This window comes from Streptococcus sp. 2018037 (assembly GCF_019754195.1).
Lineage (GTDB): Bacteria > Bacillota > Bacilli > Lactobacillales > Streptococcaceae > Streptococcus > Streptococcus hashimotonensis.
Window position 1 is genome coordinate 1 of sequence record NZ_JAIJZQ010000026.1, and the last position, 22,616, is coordinate 22,616.

General features: G+C 41.0%; 20 protein-coding genes and 4 pseudogenes. 13 read left to right on the forward strand and 11 right to left on the reverse strand.

What is annotated here, in order from left to right; genetic code table 11:
• Nucleotides 1-581, forward strand: a pseudogene (locus K5Q29_RS08675) (IS3 family transposase); the annotation flags it as partial.
• Nucleotides 582-643: 62 nt separating this feature from the next.
• On the opposite strand, the gene K5Q29_RS08680 reads toward K5Q29_RS08675, so the two are convergent.
• From K5Q29_RS08680 to K5Q29_RS08695, 5 genes and pseudogenes are all read right to left on the reverse strand, one after another.
• The gene (locus K5Q29_RS08680) at nt 644-943 is read right to left on the reverse strand and encodes a YbaB/EbfC family nucleoid-associated protein (RefSeq protein WP_023369155.1); all 300 of its coding nucleotides are present in this window, start codon (nt 941-943) and stop codon (nt 644-646) included.
• A gap of 87 nt (nt 944-1,030) precedes the next feature.
• Nucleotides 1,031-1,198 (reverse strand): annotated as a pseudogene (locus K5Q29_RS08685) (site-specific integrase); the annotation flags it as partial.
• Nucleotides 1,199-1,239: 41 nt separating this feature from the next.
• A pseudogene (locus tag K5Q29_RS10785) lies at nt 1,240-1,377 on the reverse strand (plasmid replication protein); the annotation flags it as partial.
• A gap of 20 nt (nt 1,378-1,397) precedes the next feature.
• The gene (locus K5Q29_RS08690; RefSeq protein ID WP_105139146.1) at nt 1,398-1,805 is read right to left on the reverse strand and encodes a type II toxin-antitoxin system death-on-curing family toxin; all 408 of its coding nucleotides are present in this window, start codon (nt 1,803-1,805) and stop codon (nt 1,398-1,400) included.
• Nucleotides 1,802-2,023, reverse strand: a complete 222-nt coding sequence (locus tag K5Q29_RS08695) for an AbrB/MazE/SpoVT family DNA-binding domain-containing protein (RefSeq protein WP_105139147.1) — start codon at nt 2,021-2,023, stop codon at nt 1,802-1,804. The genes K5Q29_RS08690 and K5Q29_RS08695 overlap by 4 nt, the downstream gene beginning before the upstream one ends.
• Nucleotides 2,024-2,572: 549 nt before the next feature.
• Between K5Q29_RS08695 and K5Q29_RS08700 the strand changes: the two genes are divergently transcribed.
• Both K5Q29_RS08700 and K5Q29_RS08705 read left to right on the forward strand, forming a co-directional pair.
• Nucleotides 2,573-3,742, forward strand: a complete 1,170-nt coding sequence (locus K5Q29_RS08700; protein ID WP_105139148.1) for an SIS domain-containing protein — start codon at nt 2,573-2,575, stop codon at nt 3,740-3,742.
• 129 nt (nt 3,743-3,871) lie between these two features.
• A complete protein-coding gene (locus K5Q29_RS08705) occupies nt 3,872-6,169 on the forward strand; it encodes a GAG-binding domain-containing protein (RefSeq protein ID WP_105139149.1) in 2,298 nt (765 codons plus the stop codon).
• 71 nt (nt 6,170-6,240) lie between these two features.
• Here the strand turns inward: K5Q29_RS08705 and K5Q29_RS08710 are convergent, their stop codons facing one another.
• Complete coding sequence (locus K5Q29_RS08710) at nt 6,241-8,508, reverse strand: Xaa-Pro dipeptidyl-peptidase (RefSeq protein ID WP_221877114.1); 2,268 nt, start codon at nt 8,506-8,508, stop codon at nt 6,241-6,243.
• A gap of 158 nt (nt 8,509-8,666) precedes the next feature.
• Here K5Q29_RS08710 and K5Q29_RS08715 point away from each other — a divergent pair, with 158 nt between their 5' ends.
• Nucleotides 8,667-9,425 carry a CppA family protein gene (locus K5Q29_RS08715; RefSeq protein ID WP_260619140.1) on the forward strand — a complete coding sequence of 253 codons (759 nt, stop codon included), beginning with the start codon at nt 8,667-8,669 and terminating at the stop codon, nt 9,423-9,425.
• Complete coding sequence (locus tag K5Q29_RS08720) at nt 9,422-10,369, forward strand: serine hydrolase domain-containing protein (RefSeq protein WP_105139152.1); 948 nt, start codon at nt 9,422-9,424, stop codon at nt 10,367-10,369. The genes K5Q29_RS08715 and K5Q29_RS08720 overlap by 4 nt, the downstream gene beginning before the upstream one ends.
• A 338-nt stretch (nt 10,370-10,707) precedes the next feature.
• On the opposite strand, the gene pflB is transcribed toward K5Q29_RS08720, so the two are convergent.
• Nucleotides 10,708-13,053: a formate C-acetyltransferase gene (gene pflB, locus K5Q29_RS08725; RefSeq protein ID WP_024383156.1), complete on the reverse strand. Its 2,346-nt coding sequence runs from the start codon at nt 13,051-13,053 to the stop codon at nt 10,708-10,710.
• 315 nt (nt 13,054-13,368) lie between these two features.
• On the opposite strand from pflB, the gene dinB reads away from it, so the two are divergent.
• The 3 genes from dinB (at nt 13,369) to K5Q29_RS08740 (ending at nt 15,764) form a co-directional block, all read left to right on the forward strand.
• Nucleotides 13,369-14,436 (forward strand): DNA polymerase IV, encoded by a 1,068-nt coding sequence (gene dinB, locus K5Q29_RS08730; RefSeq protein ID WP_105139153.1) that lies wholly within the window; start codon nt 13,369-13,371, stop codon nt 14,434-14,436.
• Nucleotides 14,437-14,478: 42 nt separating this feature from the next.
• Nucleotides 14,479-14,898: an Rrf2 family transcriptional regulator gene (locus K5Q29_RS08735; RefSeq protein ID WP_105121608.1), complete on the forward strand. Its 420-nt coding sequence runs from the start codon at nt 14,479-14,481 to the stop codon at nt 14,896-14,898.
• 239 nt (nt 14,899-15,137) lie between these two features.
• Nucleotides 15,138-15,764: an NAD(P)-dependent oxidoreductase gene (locus K5Q29_RS08740; RefSeq protein WP_105139154.1), complete on the forward strand. Its 627-nt coding sequence runs from the start codon at nt 15,138-15,140 to the stop codon at nt 15,762-15,764.
• A 113-nt stretch (nt 15,765-15,877) separates the two neighbouring features.
• Here the strand turns inward: K5Q29_RS08740 and K5Q29_RS08745 are convergent, their stop codons facing one another.
• The 4 genes and pseudogenes from K5Q29_RS08745 to K5Q29_RS08760 form a co-directional block, all read right to left on the reverse strand.
• Nucleotides 15,878-16,435, reverse strand: coding sequence for a DUF6036 family nucleotidyltransferase (locus K5Q29_RS08745; protein ID WP_105139155.1), 558 nt, complete (start codon nt 16,433-16,435; stop codon nt 15,878-15,880).
• Nucleotides 16,428-16,712: a hypothetical protein gene (locus K5Q29_RS08750; protein WP_105139156.1), complete on the reverse strand. Its 285-nt coding sequence runs from the start codon at nt 16,710-16,712 to the stop codon at nt 16,428-16,430. The genes K5Q29_RS08745 and K5Q29_RS08750 overlap by 8 nt, the downstream gene beginning before the upstream one ends.
• 12 nt (nt 16,713-16,724) lie before the next feature.
• Nucleotides 16,725-17,159 carry a hypothetical protein gene (locus tag K5Q29_RS08755; RefSeq protein ID WP_105139157.1) on the reverse strand — a complete coding sequence of 145 codons (435 nt, stop codon included), beginning with the start codon at nt 17,157-17,159 and terminating at the stop codon, nt 16,725-16,727.
• Nucleotides 17,152-18,066: pseudogene (locus tag K5Q29_RS08760) on the reverse strand (IS1595 family transposase). The gene K5Q29_RS08755 and the pseudogene K5Q29_RS08760 overlap by 8 nt, the downstream one beginning before the upstream one ends.
• A 142-nt stretch (nt 18,067-18,208) precedes the next feature.
• Here K5Q29_RS08760 and K5Q29_RS08765 point away from each other — a divergent pair.
• The 5 genes from K5Q29_RS08765 (at nt 18,209) to K5Q29_RS08785 (ending at nt 22,523) form a co-directional block, all read left to right on the forward strand.
• On the forward strand, nt 18,209-18,355 hold the full coding sequence (locus K5Q29_RS08765; protein ID WP_169051037.1) for a hypothetical protein: 147 nt from the start codon (nt 18,209-18,211) through the stop codon (nt 18,353-18,355).
• Nucleotides 18,356-18,446: 91 nt separating this feature from the next.
• Complete coding sequence (locus K5Q29_RS08770; RefSeq protein ID WP_024383150.1) at nt 18,447-19,583, forward strand: adenine-specific methyltransferase EcoRI family protein; 1,137 nt, start codon at nt 18,447-18,449, stop codon at nt 19,581-19,583.
• A 3-nt stretch (nt 19,584-19,586) separates the two neighbouring features.
• A complete protein-coding gene (locus K5Q29_RS08775) occupies nt 19,587-20,750 on the forward strand; it encodes a DUF262 domain-containing protein (protein ID WP_024415358.1) in 1,164 nt (387 codons plus the stop codon).
• 166 nt (nt 20,751-20,916) lie between these two features.
• On the forward strand, nt 20,917-21,837 hold the full coding sequence (locus tag K5Q29_RS08780; protein ID WP_024416855.1) for a 1-phosphofructokinase family hexose kinase: 921 nt from the start codon (nt 20,917-20,919) through the stop codon (nt 21,835-21,837).
• Nucleotides 21,838-21,884: 47 nt separating this feature from the next.
• Nucleotides 21,885-22,523 carry an endonuclease III domain-containing protein gene (locus K5Q29_RS08785; RefSeq protein WP_172699633.1) on the forward strand — a complete coding sequence of 213 codons (639 nt, stop codon included), beginning with the start codon at nt 21,885-21,887 and terminating at the stop codon, nt 22,521-22,523.
• The last annotated feature ends 93 nt before the right edge of the window (nt 22,524-22,616 follow it).

Genomic DNA, 22,616 nt, shown 5'->3' on the forward strand with positions numbered 1-22,616 from the left:
TTCGCTCCATTATCAGAAGATCCAAGGGATATTGCACCAAGACTAGCTTTGTCAATGTAGAAGACAATATTCTCAATCGTGATTTTACAGCTACTGCCCCCAATCAGAAATGGTGTACAGATGTGACTTTCTTGAAGTACGGTATCGGCTGTAAAGCCTATTTGAGTGCGATTAAGGACCTTTATGACGGCTCTATTGTCGCTTATGTGGTTGGTCAGTTTAATGATAATGAGTTGGTATTAGAAACGCTTCGTAAAGCCCGAACAGCTAATCCTGATGCGACACCATTAATTCATAGCGATCGAGGATCACAATATACTTAGAAAGATTATTACCGTCTGACGACTCAGTATCAGATGACACGCTCTATGTCTCGTGTTGGTAAGTGTATTGACAATGCACCAATTGAGAGTCTCTTTGGGCACTTTAAGACGGAGTGCTATGATTTGAAGAAGTATAAGACCTTTGAGGAGCTAGTTTCAGATATTGATGCCTACATCTATTTTTATAATCATCAACGATTTCAAGAACGCAACAACGGCCTTGCCCCTCTTGAAATGAGGAACAAGGCCGTCGCCTAATCTTTTATTATTTCATTGTCCACTTGACAGGGAGCAGTTCAGTATCCAATCGCGTTTTCTTTTTAAAAAGGTAATTTACCTGCAAAGGCACCTAGTTTTTTCTGAGTCGCCTCGTCGACTTTTGTAAGTGCAGCGTTGACGGCTTGGATTGTCATTTCTTGCAAGGTTTCAAGGTCGTCTGCATCCACAACGTCAGCCTTGAAGTCAATAGAAACCAATTTCTTGTCGCCAGTAAAAGTAGCAGTAACCAAGTCCTGCACAGAGCTACCAGTAAATTGAGCAGCAGCCAACTCAGCCTGGCTCTTCTCCATTTGTTTTTGCAGTTTTTGAGCTTGGCGCATCATGTTTTGCATATTCATCATAATATTTTTAAAATTCCTTTCCTATCAAGGGGTTAGACCCTGTTTGTAAATTTTCCTTGCCTTATTTTGCCTTATTGTTAAAAATTTTCAAAGGCAGAAGCGTTGGGTTGGAAATAAATGCGAGTATACATTTATTGTAGTGTTGATTGAGGAATGACCTAATCGTTTCATCAAAGTAAAGAAAATATAGTCTTTACATTCTCCATTACGTAAACTTTGGGAAACTGGGAACGCAGCATGAGAATGTCTGAAATCATCCATCACTAATATCTACCTTCCATTTCTCATTATTTTGTCTAGTTACTGCCATTTGAAACTCTTTTTTCAAGAGCAGTATCTTCTCGTACGTTAGTAATTATATCATGTTTTGGAGATAACTCAAAACCTAGGATATCTTCGATAGTCTTGATTGGGACTCGCCCAATCCGTTTATTCTTGGTCAATAGCCACTTTTCTATTTTTTATACACTCGATTTTCTTCTTTCAAGAACTGGATAATATTATCCTTTAACTCCTCAAAATCACCTTGAAACGTAGCAATCTCGATTGTCTTTTCCAGTCCATCGCTTAATGAGAGATTTGACTGAAAACCATTCATTGCTAGAAACATGTGTAAAGCAAGCACAGCAGTCCTTTTGTTGGCATTATAGAATGGGCGTTTCTTGATTAGATTTATCCAGATAATCGCAGCTTTGCTATAGATATCCGGATAAAGTACTTTTCCAAAAATTTCTTGCTTTGGTTGTTCGATAATCATTTGAAGGCTATTTAGGTCAGCGATTCCTACTGGTTCTTTAGGAGAATACTTTCCGATAACCATAACATTGATTTTGATAATGTCTTCAGCGGATAGGTATTTCATTTATCTACTAACTCTTTCAATAATTCATCGTATTGATTCATGGCTCTTTCAAGCTCTCTATCAAAATCAAATTTTGGCTCAGCTTTACGAATGATAACATTACTTCCAGAAGTGACGAATTCGATTTCTTCACCAATTTCTGCGCCAAGAGCCTCTTTAATAGCGTTTGGGATAGTGATAACAGTGCTGTTGCCTGTTTTTCGTAGCAGAACATTCATTGTATTTACCTCCTATATTTGTAAATACATTATACAATATGTATACAAAAATTAAAAGTAAATAATTTAACAGGGTCTATTTTATTTCAGACTTTTTCGCAATGTTTGGTACAATGCACTAAAATAGTAAATAACTTAGTAAAAGACGTAGTAAAAACTTGGTATTTCAATATAGGGCGTTACCAACCACTATCGGGTTGTTGATCAAACTATATTTTTTATATTGTAATTAGCTACTTGTTTTACTTTCGTTATTCGTAAAAGAAGAAAATTTCAGAAACGATCAATGACTGAAAACATCAATCTTCTAACTTTGCAGAATAGACTACAAAGTACAGAAGGTGGTAGCTATCAGGAAAATTGGTCGTTTTTTGCGTCCAATAGTGATTGTGAATTTTTTTGAAAGGCTCTACCTTCTCAAAATAAGTTCTAGTCGGCAATATCGGATATAAATTTGACATATTAACCTATTTTAAATTGACTTTGAGGGATAAATTCGCTATAATATAAGAAAAACTGGTTATAACCAGAAATCACGGAGGAGGAGCTATGTTCCGTTTAGCAAAAGAAGAACTTGAAAAGTTGGGAGCTATGATTACGGCGACCGAAATTTACCAACAGCCAGGCTTATGGAAGGAAGCGCATCAACTCTATCTTGACCAATTGGAAAAAATCGAGAGTTTTCTAAAATCAATCAAGGAAAAACATGACTTTGTTCACGTTGTTTTTACAGGTGCAGGGACTTCTGACTTTGTTGGTCAAAGCATTGCCAACTACCTCAACCAAGTCAATGACTTGAAACACATTCGTTTTTCTGCCATTGGTACAGTGGAGTTGGTTAGTCGTCCACATGACTATCTACAAGCTGATCTTCCAACTATCCTGGTGTCCTTTGCTCGTTCAGGTAATTCACCTGAGAGTGTGGCAGCAGTTGAAGTCGCTAAGCAATTGGTAGATAAATTGTATCAAGTGACCATTACCTGTGCACCAGAAGGTAAGCTGGCACTAGCGGCTGAAGGAGATGCTGAAAATCTCCTACTCTTGCAACCAGCTGGTTCAAACGATAAGGGCTTTGCCATGACGGGTTCTTACAGCTGTATGGCTCTGACAGCCCTCCTCGTCTTCTCACCAGCCAGTCAAGAAGAAAAAGCTGCATGGGTTGAGACCATTGCCCGTCTAGGTCAAGATGTTTTGGACCGTGAAGACTACGTGCAAGACTTGATCAACCTTGATTTTGAGCGAGTAATTTACCTCGGTTCAGGTGGTTTCTATGGTCTTGCCCACGAAGCTCAGTTGAAAATTCTGGAATTGACGGCAGGCAAGATTGCGACCATGTACGAGTCACCACTCGGTTTCCGTCATGGACCAAAATCCTTCATCAACGAAAAGACCTTGATTTTCCTCTTTGCCTCAAACGATGGCTACACACGCCAGTACGATGTGGACTTGCTCAATGAAGTCCATGGTGATGGCATAGCAGAGCGGATAGTGGCGTTGTCGGCTGATAAGTTAGTCGGTACAGAAGCAGCCAACTTTGTCTTGGCAGAGGGCGGAGCAGATTTGCCAGATGTCTTCTTAATCTTCCCTTACATTCTCTTTGCCCAAACGGTATCCATCATGGCAGCGGTAAAATGCAAGAATTTGCCGGATACACCATCGCCAACAGGCACCGTCAACCGTGTAGTGCAGGGTGTGATTATACATCCTCTAGAAAAATAGTTACATCTATTCAATGATGAAGAAATAGAGCTATTCGGTAGAGTTTTAACACATAAAAAACACATCCAGTCACTCGAATATCATGGTATAATAACAGTATATAATAAAATATAATTAGGAATAATAGAAATGGAAACTGCAAATAAAAAATTCAGATATAGTATTCGTAAATTTAAAGTCGGCGTAGGCTCGGTGCTAATTGCTACTTGCTTACTTGGGGCGGGATTCTCGACACCAACCGCTTTTGCGACGACAGAGACTTCAACAGCCGCTCAAGTTGAAGCAATGGCGAAAGTTGAAGAAGTTCAGAAGCTTGTGAAAGAATTAGAAAAAGAGCTGGGGGAACTAGATAAGGTTCCAAGTTATGGTGATGCTCCAGATTATTCTTATCAGAAGGCTTTGTGGGAAGATTTTTTAAGAATTGGAAAAAAAACTATGGACTATGCTTCAACAATGAAAGCAGATGACGGGTTTTTCCATAAGATTAAAGGGAATTTGAATGAATTTAAAGATCAAATAAAAATAGAAAACTATATCCGTCAGGTTGCAGAATTGCGAAAGAAATACCCTGGTGATGATAAAATTGAGGAAGAATATAATGCGCATTTAAAGCAAGATGAAGGCAAGAATATAGCTAGCCAAGAGGGCTCTCTCTTAAGGCGCTACGTTGATATAGAAGCAAGTGAGGCCTTGTACAGAATTAAGCAACGAGTTGCTGAACTGGAAAAATCAAAACAACCTCAGTCAAGTCCCGCAGACGAGCCAACTCCAGACACTCCAACCCCGAAAGTAGAAGAGGAAACACAGGCTCCGAAAACAGAAGATCAAACTCCAACTCCGGATGCTCCAGAATCGAAGGAAGAAACACCGAAAACTGACACGGAAGCTCCTAAAGATGAGAAAGAGGTTCCAGCCCCAACTCCAATTCCAGACACTCCAAAAGAGGAAGAGGGACCAAAACCAATGGAACCAGAGGCTGATAAGCCAACTCCTCCAGCACCGGATGCAGAGCCAACTCCAGAAGCACCAAAAGCAGAGGAGGACACTCCGGCACCGAAAGTAGAAGAGGAAACACAGGAGCCGAAAGCAGAAGAGAAGAATCCAGAAACGAAAGAAGAAACACCAGCTCCAACTCCGGACGCAGAGCCAGCCCCAACACCAAAAGAGGAAGAGATTCCGGCACCAATGCCAGAGGCTCCGGCTCCAAAAGCCGAGGAAGAGGTTCCAACTCCAGCCCCAGTACCGGAAACTCCAATGGACGAGCCGAAAATGGAAGAACCAAAAGCAGAAATGCCAGACACCCCAGCACCGGCACCGAAAGAAGAAACACCAGCTCCAACACCGGATGCAGAGCCAGCTCCAGCGCCGAAAGCCGAGGAAGAGGTTCCGGCTCCAGCTCCAGCACCGGAAACTCCAATGGACGAGCCGAAAATGGAAGAACCAAAAGCAGAAATGCCAGAGGCTCCAGCACCAAAAGCTGAGGAAGAGGTTCCAACTCCAGCCCCAGTACCGGAAACTCCAATGGACAAACCGCAAATGGAAGAACCAAAAGCGGAAATGCCAGACGCTCCAGCACCGAAAGCCGAGGACGAAGTTCCGGCACCAGCACCGGAAACTCCAATGGACGAGCCGCAAATGGAAGAACCAAAAGCGGAAATGCCAGAAGCACCAGCACCGAAAGCCGAGGACGAAGTTCCGGCACCAATGCCAGATGTTCCAGCACCAAAAGTCGAGGAAGAGGTTCCAACTCCAGCCCCAGTACCGGAAACTCCAATGGACAAACCGCAAATGGAAGAACCGAAAACTGATAAAGTAGAGTCTGACAAACAGATGCCAGAGGCTAAGCAACCAGAAATGGAGCAACCGAAAGCGGAAGACATGCCGAAGGAGGAAATGCCAAAGGCGGAAGAACCAAAAGCGGAAGACTCTGCACCTAAGACAGCAGTTCCAGAAGTCGCACCAAAAACAGCGGAAAAACCAAAGCTAGACTTCACAACAAAAGAACGCAAGGTAGAAGAAGCTCTCCCTATCAAAGAAGAAATCAGATATGATGCAGGCCTAGCGCTTGGCAAATCATACCTTCTTCAAGAAGGAAAAGCAGGTAAAAAAGTATCTGTTTATCAAGACGTCGTAATTGATGGTAAAGTTGTCGCAACCAACCTATTATCAGAGACTGTTGTTGAGGGTCAAAACCGTATCCTTGTAAAAGGTAGCTTGGAAATGAAAAAAGAAGAAGTAAAAATAACTCCTTCAGTACAATCGAATCCGACACTGAGTCACAAAGGTGCACCTTCTGCAAACAAAGCAACCCTACCTGCAACAGGTGAACAACGCAATAACCTAGCCTTAGTAGGCCTTGGTTTAGCTGGAATTAGCTTGGCAGTAGTCGCTACAGCTATAAACAAAAAATCTAAAGATCAAATCTAAACCATTATAAAATATTGATAAAGAGGCCGGGCGGAAACGCCCAGCCTCTTTTTAGAACTGAAAATCAAATATTAGTGCGGTAAAATTAACTGTGATTGACTTAAATCAAGGTGGATTTGCCATTGAGAATTATCTCGAACAGTACACTCAAAGTCGGTGGTGTAGAGAATCAGCTCCAGCACATCGCCTTTTTTCAGCTGATAAATGGTCGGCTGCAGTTTCCAGCTCAGGTCCATCCATTGGTCTGGCACCACTTCCTCGATGGTCATCAGGTCAGTGCGGTTTTGCAGGTTCATAAAGCCCTTTGTCACCAAGCGTTGCGGCATCTCCACATAAGGCAACTCCACTAGATTTTCTTGGGCATGGTAACGACCGTTGTCTAGGCTCAACCGCGTTTTCGGCGCTGGGATTGGGGCAAGGCGTTTTTTACTTCCCTTGTCCAATAGCTGAGCAGATAAGAGGCCTTTGGCTACACTAGAAGCTACACGGAGTTTCAGCGTGACCTGTCCGTTGAGCAAGAGATCCTCCGTTACAGGCAGTTCAATGCTGACTTGGTTGGCCTTGCCTGCATAGAGGTCTTGGTGGAAGGCAGGGTAGGATTTGCCGTAGCGGTCAAAATCTTCTTGGGCATACTGATTTGCAACGGTCTGGCTTCCAGTACCTAGTGGCAAGACAGCCTCGTTTTCACCGCCAAAGGTGTCCAAGGTCGTCCAAGTTTGCTCACCGCTGTTGTCCTGCCAGATAACCGTTGGCAGTTGGTAGTTGTTCTCGTAGCCCAGCAGTTTTTGACTGAGCAGGGCGTTCATGGACTCACGGAAGTCGATAGACTGCCAGTTGTTCATGTAAACATGGGCACCGTTGTGGAAGAAGAGGTGCTTTTTGATGTGGATTGGCAGGGCAAGGAACATATTCCAGACGTGAATCGGCTTGACATTCCAGTCCTGTGAGCCGTGGGTAAAGACCACCTCACACTTGACCTTGTCTGCGTGGAGCAGATAATTGCGGTCATGCCAGTATTGATTGTAGTCGCCGCTGGTGCGGTCCAGGGCAGTACGCTCGGCAGCCAGTCCTTTTTCGTAGGCTTCTTTATTGCGGAGAAAGTCGCCTGCTTGCAGACTCTTGGAGTAGGTCAAGGCGGTCAAGCTGTCCAGATCCTCGCCTGGATAGCCGCCAGGGCTGGTCACCAGCCCGTTTTCACGGTAGTAGTCATACCAAGAGGAAATCCCTGCTTCTGCGATGACGACTTCCAATCCGTCCACGCCAGTTGTTGCCAAAGCATTGGACATGGTTCCCAGATAAGATAGTCCCGTCGTCGCTACCCTACCATTGGCCCAATCGGCTTTGACCTCAATCGAGCGAGTGTGGTCTGTGTATGCCTTGGTGCGACCGTTCAGCCAGTCAATCACCGCTTTATAGCCCTCCACCTGCTGGTAGTCGCCAGATGTCATATAGCCCGTCGAGCCCAGCGTACCGACGCCAGACACGTGGAGGCTGGCAAAGCCGCGAGAGAGGAAGTAGTCATTGAGGGAGTAAGAAGTGATGTGGCCCAGTTTTTCAGTGGCAGGGCTGATAGGTAGATTCCGCTGGTCCAAGTCTCGTTTGGTGATACTGGACTGCTTGACCTGAATGGTGCCAGCAGGTTTCTGTGCTAATTCCCCTTCCATCTTATGCAGGGCCTTATCGCTGGCTACATCGTTAACTCCTTGATGATAAGGACTGTTGGTAATCACCGCAGGGATTTTCCCGTCAAAGTGAGGACGGAGAATAGACAGCTTGACAATATCTGTTTGCCCATTCCCAGCCGTATCGACAGGTGTTTCGACATAGACCACCTCACGAATGAGGTTTTTAGTTGAAAAAGTGGCCAAGGATTTGCCGTTGAAGAAGTGGTAGCGATTGTCCTCTGGGATTAGGTCGTCGCTGACCAGCTGGTCAATCAAGGTGTTTCCAGACTTGGTGCGAGTATTGAGGAGTTGGTAGAGGTTATCAACGATATCCCCATAGACAATGGGGAAATGGCTGGACTTGCGGAATTCCTCCACATCTGTATAATCTACACCAGGCACAAAGCCTAACAACTGAAATGCCACTTGATAGAAAATCTGATTTGTCAACTCACGGTCAGACTGAAAGAAGGTCAGCAGATCTGTGTCCCAATCCGCAATCATGTTGGACAGGGCAAAGTCGGTGTTTGCTGTCAGGAAATGGCACTTTCTGACAAAGGTTTCTAAATTTGTCTTACTACTTGCATCAGGAATCAGTTGAAATCCCAGAGAATCAAGTTCTTGCAAGCAGATAGAGGTCTCTTTTTTTATGAAAGAAAATTGATTAAAACGCATAAATTCTCCTCTTTTTTAGGATAATAGTCTATAATAGCTATTATATCGGATAAGTCAATGTTTGTCTAAAAATTATCAGTATATATAGAGATATTAATGTATAAAACGACGATACAATTACTTGTAAAATGATGAAAATTTTTATACAATATTGTAGAATGACTGAGGAGTTGAAATGTATCGTGTTGAGAAAAAATGAAGCTATAGTCCCTATTTTACGTATTAATAATAGGGCTATTAACCAAGGATTTTTAGAAGAAAATCTAGGAATGAAAACCAAGCTCGAAGATGGTCCTTTTGCTGATTTTGGAGATAGAACAAGCCCAGAAACGAAGCTTGTTTTGACAGAATCTCCTGGTAATCGCACCCGTGCTGTCGAAGGGCTTAAAAAACTGAATAAAATTGTGATAAAAGTAGATGATGCCTCTGAAATTGAAGCTTTGCTGGCGCAAGGTTCACAGTATAGTAAGCTCTACCAAGGAAAAAATGGCTATGGTTTTGAAGCTGTTTCGCCAGAAGGAGACACCTTTCTTTTACATGCAGAAGCATCTGTTGATGACCTAAAACAAATCCTTCCACCTGTTCCATTTAAGGTGCAGGACGACTTTTCTGGTCTGACTACTTTTACAGTAGAGTCTGTCTGGATTAACAGCCCACAGGCAAGCATCAGCCAAGATTATTATGAGGCTATCCTACCTCAACAAGCCTTTTTGCGTTTTGTTGGGGCAGAAGGTGAAGATTTATTAACTCCTGCGGAACAAGTTTGGGATTTAGAAGGATTGCGTTTTCCTGTCGAGCAGGACTTTGATTGGGCGCATTGGGAAAGCCGGTTGGAAAAACCATTCTTTAAAGATAAAAAAGCAAGCTTTATCCAAACGGTTGACCCAAGTGGTATTGAATTGTGGTTCGAAAAATGAGACAAGTAATTTTAGACAAGGTTTCAGAGCAGATTGAGCAAGGAGTTTATCCTGGTGCCAGTCTGGCTTTTTTTTCTGAGGGTCAGTGGCAGGAGTACTATCTAGGGACCCAGGATGGTCAGGCGCCGGTTGAGGCAGGTTTGACCTATGATTTGGCGTCTGTTTCCAAGGTGGTTGGTGTGGGGACTCTTGCGACTTTTCTGGTCAATAGCGGAGCTTTGGAGTTAGATAGGACCTTGCAGTCTTATTATCCAGCTTTTGCGGATAGTGAGGTCACCATTCGGCAATTATTGACCCATACTAGTGGTATCGATCCTTTTATTCCAAATAGGGATAGTCTGGACGCCGACCAGCTCAAGGAAGCGATTTTGAAGATTACCGTAACGGATAAGAAAGATTTCCTCTACACAGACATTAATTTTCTCTTGCTGGGCTTTTTGTTGGAGGAAATAGATGGAGACAGTCTGGACCAGCTTATCAGACGAGACGTTCTAGAGCCCTTTGGCATGTCCCAAACCTCCTTTGGACCAGTCAGTCAGGCGGTGCCGACGGTGCGTGGCGTCAAAGCAGGTGTGGTGCATGATCCCAAGGCGCGTGTCTTAGGCCTCCACGCGGGAAGTGCAGGTCTCTTTTCGACCGTCAAAGATTTGGAAATCTTTTTGGAACACTATCTGACGGCTGACTTTGCGGCGAATTTAACGCAGGACTACGGTTTTGATGATAAGCGCAAGCGGTCGCTGGCCTGGGATAAGAAGGGGGACTGGTTGTCGCACACAGGCTATACGGGGACCTTTATCATGTATAACCGTCCTTTGCAGAAAGCTGCGATTTTTCTCTCGAATCGTACTTTTGACAAGGATGAGCGGGCCCAGTGGAAGTTGGATAGAAACCAAGTCATGGCTCTGATACGGCAAGTTCTGGAGGAAGAAGAGGCTATTGACTAATATTCTTCGAAAATCAAAATTATCCGTTATCAAGAGCCTTGATGAGTGAAAAGCTCCAGTGGAGGTTTTCAGCCTGTTACCTTGAAATAAGAAAGTAACAGAGTTCTATCTTCGACTTCGTTTCTTAGGCTACTTTTGATTTTCGTTGAGTATAATTATCTTTCCGCAACACTCAGAAGATTTTTCGACATAGTATAGTCTTTTAGTTTACTTTTAGTACTAGGCAACGAGCCGCAGGCATAACTGGAGTTAGGCAAGGTGAGTTAACGACGTAATAAAAGATAAACTAAATGACGATAAAAAGGACCTGCATTGCAAGTCCTTTTTTGTTTGTTTGATTAAGCTTGTCCTGAAACTTCTGCAGCGTGGTCGTCCATTGAAAGAACTTCGTGGAAGACACGTTGAGTCAATTCAGTTTTTTGCTCTTTAGTGAGGTATTTAGTGTTTACGCAGTATCCAGAGATACGAACGATAACATCTTCACCTGCCATAATCTTGTCGTAAACGTCGTTCAAGTCCATAACGTTCAAGTTGACGTGTTGACCACCTTGTTCGAAGTATCCGTCAAGGATTGTCACCAAGTTGTTCACTTGCTCATCGAATGTTTTACCAAGCGCTTTTGGTGAAACTTGAGTTGTCAATGAGATACCGTCGTTGGCATGTTTGAAGTTAAGTTTAGAAAGGGTATTCAAGTTTTGCAACCAACCACCACGAGCTTTAGAAGTTGGGTTAGCACCTGGTGGGAAGAATTCTACTTTAGTAGTATTCACAGAACCATCTTCATTGAGGAATACACCACGGTGAACTGGAGAGTTACCAGTCTGTTTAGAGTAAGCAACGTTTGAAGTGATTGTCAAGATAGACACAGTAGCTTCAGCATTCTTGTACAATTTATGCTTGTTCAAGCGAGAGAAGAATGCTTCCATGAGCCATTTAGCAATATCATCTACACGGTCATCATCCTCACCATAGCGTGGGAAGTCACCAGTTACTTCGTAGTCGTAGATAAATCCATCTTCATCACGGATTGGTTTAACTTGTGCATATTTGATTGCTGACAATGAGTCAACAGTGTTTGCGAAACCACAGATACCGAAGCCCATGTTAGCACGAAGGTGAGTTGGCAAGAATGCCATTTGAACTGCTTCGTAGTTGTACTTGTCAGTCATGTAGTGGATGATGTTCATGGCATCTACATAAGTGTCAGTCAACCAGTCAAGGGCGATTTCAAAGTTCTTAACCACTTGGTCGTAGTCAAAGACTTCAGATGTATTTGGTTCAACACCGTCGAATACTTTGTAATCTTTGTGAACATCATCGTAACCGTTGTTCCAGCTTGAAAGAAGAGCTTTAAGAACGTTAACACGAGCACCGAAGTATTGGATGTTGTGGCGTTGGTCTTCGCTTTCTGGATCAAGTGGAGATACACAGCAAGAGATACATGACATTTCACCATAACCATCTTTCGCCATTGTTGTTACACCTTCGTATTGGATAGAAGAGTGTTTGTGGCTCATTGCCATACAGTAGCGACGGAATGAATATGGAAGTTGGTCTGACCAAAGAACTGTCAAGTTTGGCTCTGGAGAGTTACCGATGTTGTCAAGTGTGTTCAAGAAACGATAGTCCATCTTAGTAACACGGTGACGACCGTCGTTACCCATACCTGCCATAGATGTTGTCAAGAATGTTGGGTCACCAGAGTAGATTTCGTCGAAGGCTTTTGTACGAGCGAATTTCACTGTACGAAGTTTCAATACGAAGTCATCAACAAATTCTTGGATTTCAGCCTCAGTAAATGTACCACGAGCCAAGTCACGTTCTGCATAGATGTCAAGAACGATTGGCACACGACCAAGAGAAGTTGCTGCACCGTTGATAACACGACAAACAGCCATGAAAGCAATGTTTGTCCATTGGATAGCTTCTTTCGTGTTCATCGCAGGTTTGCGAACATCAACACCATAGTGATCACCTAAGCGTACAACTTGTTGCAATGCTTGGTACTGCATGTTGATTTCTTCGCGAAGACGGATTGATTCTTCGTCGATTTCAGTAATCGCATTCCAGTCAGCTACTTTTTCTTCCATCAAGTAGTCTGCACCGTAAAGTGCCAAACGAGCGTACATACCGATGATACGACCACGTGAGTATGCATCTGGAAGACCAGAAACGTGGTGTGAGTGGCGAGCACGGCGGATGTCAGCTGTGTAGGCACGGAAGATACCGTCGTTTACAGTTGTAGCATGTTTTGTATAGATTTCATGAAGGAGTGGGTCTGGAGTATAGCCGTTTTCGATAAGAGTTGTTTCAGCCATACGAATACCACCACGTGGCATGAAATTGAGTTTGAAGAGCTCATCGTTTTGGATACCGAAGATGAGTTCGTTCTCTTTATCGATGAAACCTGCTGGAATATCAGCGATAGAAGTAGCACGATCTACGTCCATTGGGAAGCGAGTGTCTTCGTAGCCAGCTTTTGTTTCTTCGATGATTTTTTTGATATGAAGTGAACGCTCAGTTGGGCCTGCGAGGAAGCTTTCATCTCCATCGTATGGAGTGTAGTTGGCTTGAACGAAGCGTGTTACACTTGCCTTATCTTGCCAATCTGTACCTTTAAAGCCTTCCCAGGCTTGGGCGAAAATGTCTTCAGCAACATTTTTTGTTTTAACTTTTGTTGACATGAGGGTTCTCCTTTTATGCTTTTGGGTATCGACTTGGTATCAATACCAACATGTTATTATTATACCATTTGAAAACACTTTCTTCAAGACAAAAATACTTGAAAATAAATGAAAAACCTTTCAAGGAATATGAAAAAACTTGAAAGATAGAGTTGGTATTTTCAAAATAAATTTCTGCTTACATTTGTAATAAGGTGATAAGCTGTCGTTTATTGTATTGGTAAGATGGCTGGTTCAACGAATCTAAAGGCTGAAACTTCCTAAGAAATGCGGTATAATATAGCGAGTTAAACTTGAAAACAGGAAGAGGCAGTCATGTTAATTTTTCCCTTAATCAATGATTTATCTAGAAAAATTATTCATATAGATATGGATGCTTTTTTTGCTGCCATTGAGGTCAGGGATAATCCTGCTTTGAAGGGCAAACCTGTTATCATTGGGGCTGACCCAAGACTATCTGGCGGTAGAGGAGTGGTGTCTACCTGTAATTATGAGGCGCGTGCCTTTGGTATTCACTCGGCTATGTCCTCAAAAGAAGCTTATGAACGTTGTCCTCAGGCGATTTTCATTTCTGGCAATTATGAAAAATACCAGGAAGTTGGGCGACAGGTTCGAGAAATTTTTCATCGCTATACTGATTTGGTGGAGCCCATGTCTATCGATGAGGCTTACTTGGATGTAACAGAAAATAAGTTGGGTATCAGCTCTGCGGTTAAGATTGCCAAGCTTATCCAATACGATATTTGGAATGAATTGCATCTGACAGCTTCCGCAGGTGTTTCCTATAATAAATTTTTGGCAAAAATTGCCTCTGATATGGAAAAACCGCACGGTTTGACCTTGATTCTACCTGAAGATGCTGTTGGTATTCTCGCCTCCCTGCCTGTTGAAAAATTTCACGGTGTGGGGAAGAAGACGGTGGAACGCCTGCATGAGATGGGGGTCTACACGGGGCAAGATTTGCTAGATGTACCAGAAATGGTTTTGATAGATAGATTTGGGCGTTTTGGCTTCGACCTTTATCGGAAAGCGAGGGGCATTTCTAATTCGCCCGTTAAAGTGGACCGTGTTCGTAAGTCAATTGGAAAGGAAAGAACCTATCGCAAACTTCTTTATCGGGAGGAGGATGTCCTGAAAGAGCTAATCAGTCTCTGCCAACGGGTCGCAGCCAGTTTGAAGCGGAATGGAAAAAAGGGTCGAACAATTGTTTTAAAGGTGCGTTATGGTGATTTTTCTACCTTGACGAAACGTCATAGTCTAGAGGTGTATACGGACCAGACGGAAACGATTGAGAAAGAGGTTCGTCAACTAATTGAAGAAATTGGGAAGATTGAAAAAGGGATTCGTTTGCTGGGTGTGACCGTGACCAATTTTCAAACTTGAGTTCTGTTTCGGTCTATGATAGACTGAAAAAAAGGAGAAGAGATGCAAATTTCAAGTAGATTTACCATTGCCAGCCATATCTTGGTTCTCTTGGCTCTGGAAGGAGAAAAAGAAAAACAGACCAGTACTAGCATTGCAGGCAGTGTCGGGGTTAATCCTGTCATTATCCGAAATATTTTGTCCCAACTCAAGGAGGCTGGTCTGGTAGAAGTGGCGCGTGGTGTTGGAGGTGCTCGCTTGGCACAGGCTCCAGACCAGATTACACTTTTGCACGTCTATCAGGCTGTGGAGTTGTTTGGAGAAAAAGGTCAATTATTCGCTTTTCATGAGCAGCCCAATCCTTCCTGCCAAGTAGGTCGCAATATTCATCCCCTGCTAGATAGCCGTTTAGAAAATGCTCAGTCGGCTTTGGAAAATGAACTTGCTAAGACAAGGCTTGCTGATCTCTTGGCGGAACTATAGTCGTTTTATTAGGTCGATGTAAGGAGAAACTTTGTTTCCCTATTTCCTACTTCAAACACTCCACTGGACTGTTGAACTAGTCTGTAGCATGTTGCACTAGCACGAAAAGACTAGTTAGTGAATCATCCTTGTGATGATTTTTTTAATTTTTAAGTTGTAACAATTGATGTTACAACGAAAATGGTTTATACTCGCGTTGTAAACATAATTATTACAACTAAAGCAAGTGAGGTATCAATATGAAAATAGCTATTATTGCAGCGAATGGTCAAGCAGGTCAAACTATTGCAAAGGAAGCAGTAGAACGTGGTCATCAGGTGACGGCTATTGTCCGTTCTGAAAACAAGAGCGTAGCCCAAGAAGTGATCCAAAAGGATGCTTTTGCTCTTACCAAGGAAGAGTTGGCAGGCTTTGATGTAGTAGTCAATGCTTTTGGTGCTTGGACACCAGAAACCTTGCCGGGTCACGCTCGTCTTGCGGAGCATCTAACGACCATCCTTGCTGGTAGTCCAACTCGTCTTTTAGTAGTTGGTGGTGCAGGCAGTCTTTATTTAGACGAGAGCCAGACAGCTATGCTGAAAGATACACCAGATTTCCCTGCGGAATACCTACCAATCGCTGAGGCTATGGGTGCTGGTCTAGACCTCTATCGTCAGGCGACAGCTATCAACTGGACCTATATCAGCCCTGCAGCCGATTTTGATGCAGAAGGCTCAAAGACAGGTTCCTACACTATTGCTGGCGAGGTTTTCCAAGTCAATACCCAAGGTGAAAGCTATATTAGTTATGCCGACTATGCTGTGGCTTTGGTTGACATTGCTGAAAAAGGTGGTTACCAGCAGGAACGAATTTCCGTATTTGCATAAAAAAATTAGGGGACTATATACCAGTTTACACTAACCACAATATGTAGTATTTCGAAAACATCAAAAAAGGCGACTTCCAAACTAGGAAATCGTCTTTTCTTCTATCTTGACTATCAATAATATCTTCTCAGTTTATCCTGATTTTCTTTAAAAAATTCTTCTAGCCAGTCCATCCCATAGGCATGACTGAAGCCTTCTAGGAGAACGGAGAAATCAATGCTATCAAACCCCATTTTCTTCAAACCATCAAAGGTATTAAACGGAGAACGGAAGTGTTTGTATTTGATAATTGCTCCAATATCTTTCAAATCCTGCTCTCTTGTGCTAACCATCTTCATACCCAATACGTATTCAATTGGAGCAACTAAAACAGTTAAGTTTTCGAATGAATATAGGGTCTCACACAAATGTAATGGTGGCTGTCTGTTCATGTTTGCCACATTATTATTGAGCCATAGTTCTTTGTCAGTATTCAAATTAAAGCGTTGCCCTACACGAGCAATAATTTCGTTGATTTTCTGACTTTCTTCATAAAAAGCATCTACATCTTGTGTAGCTCGCAAACCATGATACTCTAAAACATAACCACCAACACAAATAATGGTTAAATGAAGATTGGCTTGAGCCAACTCTTGGTTCAAGGCTTCAAAAACAGGTTTCATTTTATCCATGTCTGTATTTCTCCATCATTTTTTGTACATTGGCTAATTTGGCAGGCTTATTTAACGAAACCACATATTCATGAGTTGGTGTATGCTCTTGAATAGCATATTTCAAACTGACCTTTTGAAAATCTGTTAGTTCTTTAGAACCTAGTAACTTTTCAACATCTTCTTCCGTCAAATAAGAATAGTCTTCAAAAATAACTTTTCGCAGATAGCGAAACCAGTGACTAGCATTAAACCGTGATTGCTCTGATGCCTTTATCATGTAGTCATACCAATCCATCTTGCACCTTCCTTATCTTCTTTTTCTCAGCCGCTCATCTTCTTTAGGATTATAATTTAGAGCCTGTTGCAATTTTAAATCAAAACTGGAAAGTTTTAACTTTTCTTCCTCAAATGGAATCTCAGGTAGTTTAAACTGAAACTTTTTGTAAAAGAAAGTATCAAATTCATCTTTATTATCTGAAATATCTACTAAAGTATCTAACTCAGAAAGTCGAGCTTGTATGCTAATTTTTGTGACTTCTCCAAGTTTTTGATAAATCGCATAATAGGATAGGTCTTGGAAAAATTTTCGGTGTGATTCAACTACTTCCTGAGTGTAAGGGTAGTCATAGTAACTAAGATATTTGGTGTAAAAATTATCAGAGAGAGAAATTTGATAATCTACTAGCTTATTATCAATTGTTTTAGAAATTGTTCGCTCCATTTCTGCATGTAGTTTATCCATGGACTAACTCCTTGTATGTAGTACGAACTTCTGAAGATGACAATAGAAGATTGAAACAGTCGTTGTCAGCCATGCCTCGGGTATTATAACGGAAGTCAAACTCATCTACATAATCTTGTAGATATTTCTTAGACCAAGAATGGTAGATTCCCAGTACACCACGTTTGAGACCTGCCCCAAAACCTTCAATCGTATGTGTATAAACATCATCAATTACATATTCACGAGCACCATGATTTACAAAAGCATGGTCGTACATTTTCGCAACTTTATTATAACCTAACCATTCATCAGTGTAAAGCTGGGCAGCGTCTTTCACAAATTTTACGATTTGTTCTGTTAAAGTTTTTGTGCCTGTATCGGTTACTTTATAAGCATTCAATTTTCCTTCTCGTGCACCCATACCAACAACTGGGATTTTATCTTTTAGGGAGAGACCTTAGGCATTTTTAACTTTTTTTGAGTTATGGCGATTCTTATTTTTACCACCGATATAGGTTTCATCTACTTCTACAGTCTCATCCAATTCATTACTGTTTTCTGAACCAAAACATCTACGAATACGCTCTAACATAAACCAAGCTGTTTTTTGAGTAACATGGATGTCTTTTGAAAGTTGAACAGAAGAAATACCTTTTTTGTGGGATGTCACCATCCAAATGGCAATAAACCATTTTTGAAGAGAAACTTTAGTATTATCAAACATTGTACCAGTTCTAACATTAAAATATTTACCAGTGTTTTTACATCTGTATTTACCATTCTTGCATTTATAGACTTTAGATGTTTCATCAAAAGGACTGACTACATAACCGTTCCAGCGAATTTTTTCTAAATGTTGCTCACAGTAATAGTCATTTGGAAAAGCATTCATCAAATCATACAATGACTCAAATTCACCTAGCATCTCTTTACTCCTTCTTTATTCTAAAACTATTATATCACAAACGATACAAAAAACAATAAAATGGTGTAAAAAAAGATATAACTCTTTTCAAAAATTGCCTTTTATGGTATAATAGTATTGTTATATAAGGAAGGAGATAAACATGACAACAATCCAATCCAATCCAATCCAATCCAATCCAATCCAATCCAATCCAATCCAATCCAATCCAATCCAATCCAATCCAATCCAATCCAATCCAATCCAATCCAATCCAATCCAATCCAATCCAATCCAGCTGATTATGTAGCCGTTCAGCTTTTTTGTCAAGCATCAAAACAGACTTTTTCACATTTTTGTGGAGAAGTTTTTTCTGTTGTACCAAAAAGCGAGGTGGCGTAATGGCTACCTCGCTTCATAATGCTAAATTACAGAAAAAGGATGAATTTTATACTAGATATTCAGATATTGAAAATGAGATGAATGCTTTTTTAGAATTTAATCCTAAAGTATTTCAAAATAAAACCGTTCTATTACCTTGTGATGACCCTGAATGGAGTAATTTTACAAGATATTTTGCACAAAATTTTGAATCTTTAGGGTTGAAAAAACTCATTAGCACGAGCTTTGCGAACGACAGAAAAACAATAAAGTTTGGTCAGTTAAGTCTTTTTGAAACAGAATCACCACATTTTGATAAAGATAAAACGAACAGCAGAGGAAAGATTTTCACCCTGTCTAAAGACGGTAAATCAAAAGTAGATATTTCAAATTTAAAGTGGCAATATTTAGAGGGCGATGGGGACTTTAATAGCGATGAAGTTATTAAGTTGAGAGATGAAGCTGATGTTATTGTAACAAATCCGCCGTTCTCATTATTTAGGGAGTTCATAAAATGGATAATGGATGGTAAAAAAGAATTTGCAATTATCGGTCATCAAAATGCTATTACTTACAAAGATGTTTTTTCTTATATAAAGGATAATAAGATATGGTTAGGCAAACCTTTTAAAGGTAACGTTGGTTTTTTTATGAGTCCTTATGAGGATTTAGCTACTTCTTCACAACGAAAGAAAGATTTAATAAGGGTTTCTGGTGTGATGTGGTTTACTAATATTGAACACGGCAGGAGACATCAACCTCTTCAACTTATGACTGAAGCGGATAATCTAAAATTTAACACGAAGCTAATCAAAAAGTTGCGTGAGTTTGATACCCAAAATTACCCAAAATATTACAACTACGATGCTATTGAAGTACCTTTTACAATGGCAATACCTTCTGATTTTGACGGTTATATGGGAGTTCCTATCACATTCTTAGATAAGTTTAACCCAGAACAATTTGAAATTATCGGATTGGGAATATCTAGTTCAGGAATTGAAATTGGAGTTAGAGGTTATACTGACGAACATAGGAAATATAGGAAAGAAATCCAAAAACGTGGAACTGCCGATGGAGATTTATACTTCTTAGATAAAAATGGGTTTCCTGTTGTTCCTTATGCCAGAATTATTATCAAAAGAAAAGGGGTATAAATCATGAAAACTACTCTCAATACTGATTTGACAATAAGAAATATTTGTGAAGGTTTCATTTATAACGAATATGAAGGAAAAGGACTGTTTGGGTGGAATGGACAACTAGTCATCCAACCAGAATACCAGCGTAACTATATTTATGCTGATGGTGTCAAGGATGTCGCAGTAATTGATTCTATTTTAAAAGGCTATCCACTTGGGCTAATCTATTTTGTTAAGACAAAAGACGGAATGTACGAAGTTTTAGATGGACAACAGAGAATTACTAGCTTTGGTCGTTTCGTAACGAATAAATTTGCTTTGACAGATAAAGATGGTATTCCGTACTACTTCAGTAGTTTAGCAGAAGATTTGCAAGAAAAAATTATGAATACCAAATTGACTATTTATGTTTGTGAAGGAGAAGAAAGTGAAATCAAGGAATGGTTTAAGACTATCAATATAGCAGGAGTATCACTTAATGAGCAGGAGCTACTGAATGCTATCTATTCTGGACAATTCGTGACATTAGCCAGAGAAGAGTTCAGCAATTCAAGTAATGCGAATATTAGCAAATGGTCAACTTATATAAAAGCAGAGGTCAATAGACAAGGTTACTTAAACAAAGCCTTAGAATGGGTATCGAATGGAGAAATAGAGCATTATATGAGTGTACATCGTAAAGATGATAACATTATAGAACTGAAAAGGTATTTCTCATCAGTCATTGAATGGATAAATGGCTTATTCAGCTCAATAGACCCTCAAATGAAAAAAGTGGATTGGGGTAAACTTTATAGGCGGTATCATGCTAAATCATATAACATTCAGGAACTAAATAGGGATGTAGAAAGTTTGTTATTAGACGGCTTTGTTGGAAGCAAAAAGGACATTTATGAGTATCTACTTGGGGGAAAGCAAGATACAAAATTATTGAATATCCGTGTGTTTCCTGAAACAGTCAAACAAGAAATTTACAAGATTCAAACTGAAGAGGCTAAAGCTAAACATCTATCAAACTGCCCATTATGTGCCTTGGGAACAAACAATAATAAAACTAGAATATGGAAAATTACCGAAATGGATGCTGACCATGTTAAAGCATGGAGCAAAGGTGGTAGCACAGATAAGTCAAATTGTGAAATGCTCTGTAAAACACACAACAGAGCAAAAGGAAATAAGTAGCATAAAAGACGATTTCCTAATTTGGAAGTCGTCTTTCTTGATGTTGTCGAAATACTACATATTGTGGGTAGTGTAAACAGATATATAGTTCCCGTCGAGGAATTATCTTTTTATTTTTTGTTTGTATATAGTATAATAATATAAACAAAAAGAAAAGGAGACCGATATGATTCACTTGATTTGTCCCAATCCAGCTCTGGACCGTACGCTACTTGTTGAAAAAATTGAAAAGAATATTCCCCTGAGACCGACGGAAGTGAGGGATTATCCTGGTGGAAAAAGCTTCAACGTGGCCTATGCCCTCCGTGAAAACGGTGTGACAGACTACATCATTCATACTATTTTGGGTGGTCAGATTGGTCGCTATATTCAGGAGCTTAATGCTGATGGTGGAAATACCCTGCGCGTGGTTGAAAATAGCCAGAATACTCGGACGTGTAATATCTATGTTGAAACCAGTACAGGCGATGTAGTACTATTTTATGAAAAAGGTTTTGAACTAACAGAGGATTTGCTCAACCAATTCACTCAGCAGATTGAAAATAGCCTGCAAGCTGGCGACATCCTAGTCTTTTCAGGCAGTCTGATGAAGGGGATGCCGGATGACTATATTCAGCAGTTTATTGAAAAATACCCAGAGGTGCTGACCATAGTGGACACCAGTGGACCAGCTCTACGTGCGGCTTATCAAGCTAGACCAGCCCTTATCAAAATCAATAATGAAGAGCTGAAAGATATTTATCCAGAGCTGGATGAAGAAAGCCCTGAAGCTATTTTAGGCATCCTAAAAGAAGTGACTCCTCATGAGAATATCATCATTACAATGGGAGATAAGGGTAGTCTAGCTAAGATTGGTCAGCGCTTCTTCCGTATCCAGTCTCCAAAGAAAGAAACGCGTAATCCGATTGCCGCAGGGGATTTCTACCTGGGCTTGCTAGTCAAAGGAATCAGTCAAGGTCAAGCCCCAGAAATCTTTTTGAAAGAAGCGGCAGCCTTTGCAACTGCCAATTGTTTGAATTATTTTCCAGAGGTTGAAGCAGAGCAGTTTGAAGCGATTGTAGATACAATATTACTAGAGGAACTGTAGTATTGTATCCCTTTACTCATCGTGCTATAATGGCAAGGAGAAACAAGGTGAGATGGGGGATAGTAGTGGAACAGTTGACGGTTCTTTACCAAAATTTAAAACGGCGATATGGTGAATTTCACTGGTGGAACGATGAAAATCCCATAAAGGATTTGGTATCTATGATTCTTATTCAGCAAACAACGGAAGCAAATGCCAAGCGTGCTTTAGAACAGTTGGAGGGACGGTTGACAATTCATTCGCTTTTAGAGATGCCTGTGGAGGATTTACAAGAATGCATTCGCCCAGCAGGATTCTTCAAGCAAAAATCGCTCTACATTCGGTCAGTGGTTGAGTGGGCCAATCAGTTCGATGGAGATTTTTCTCGTCTAGATAGTGTTGAGACAGCAGTACTCCGAAAAGAGCTACTGAGCTTGAAGGGGGTTGGCAATGAAACTGCGGATGTTATTTTGCTCTATTTGTGTCGAAGAAGTGTTTTTGTGGCGGATCAATATGCTCTTCGACTATTTAATCGGTTAGGACTTAGTCAGTCTAAGGATTATTTGAGTTTGAGACAGGAATTTACAGAGCAGATAAAAGATTGGTCGGTAAAAGACGCTCAGGAGCTTCATGCACTGATTGATGAACATGGCAAGCAGTTCAGATTAACAAAGGGGCAGCTTGATGAATCATGGTTGATGATATAGTCCATTAGTGTATCTTTTATTACTACGAAGAGCGAGGAAGCCTTATTTCCGAGTTCAAACGCTCCACTGGACTGTTGAAGTAGCCAGCATATC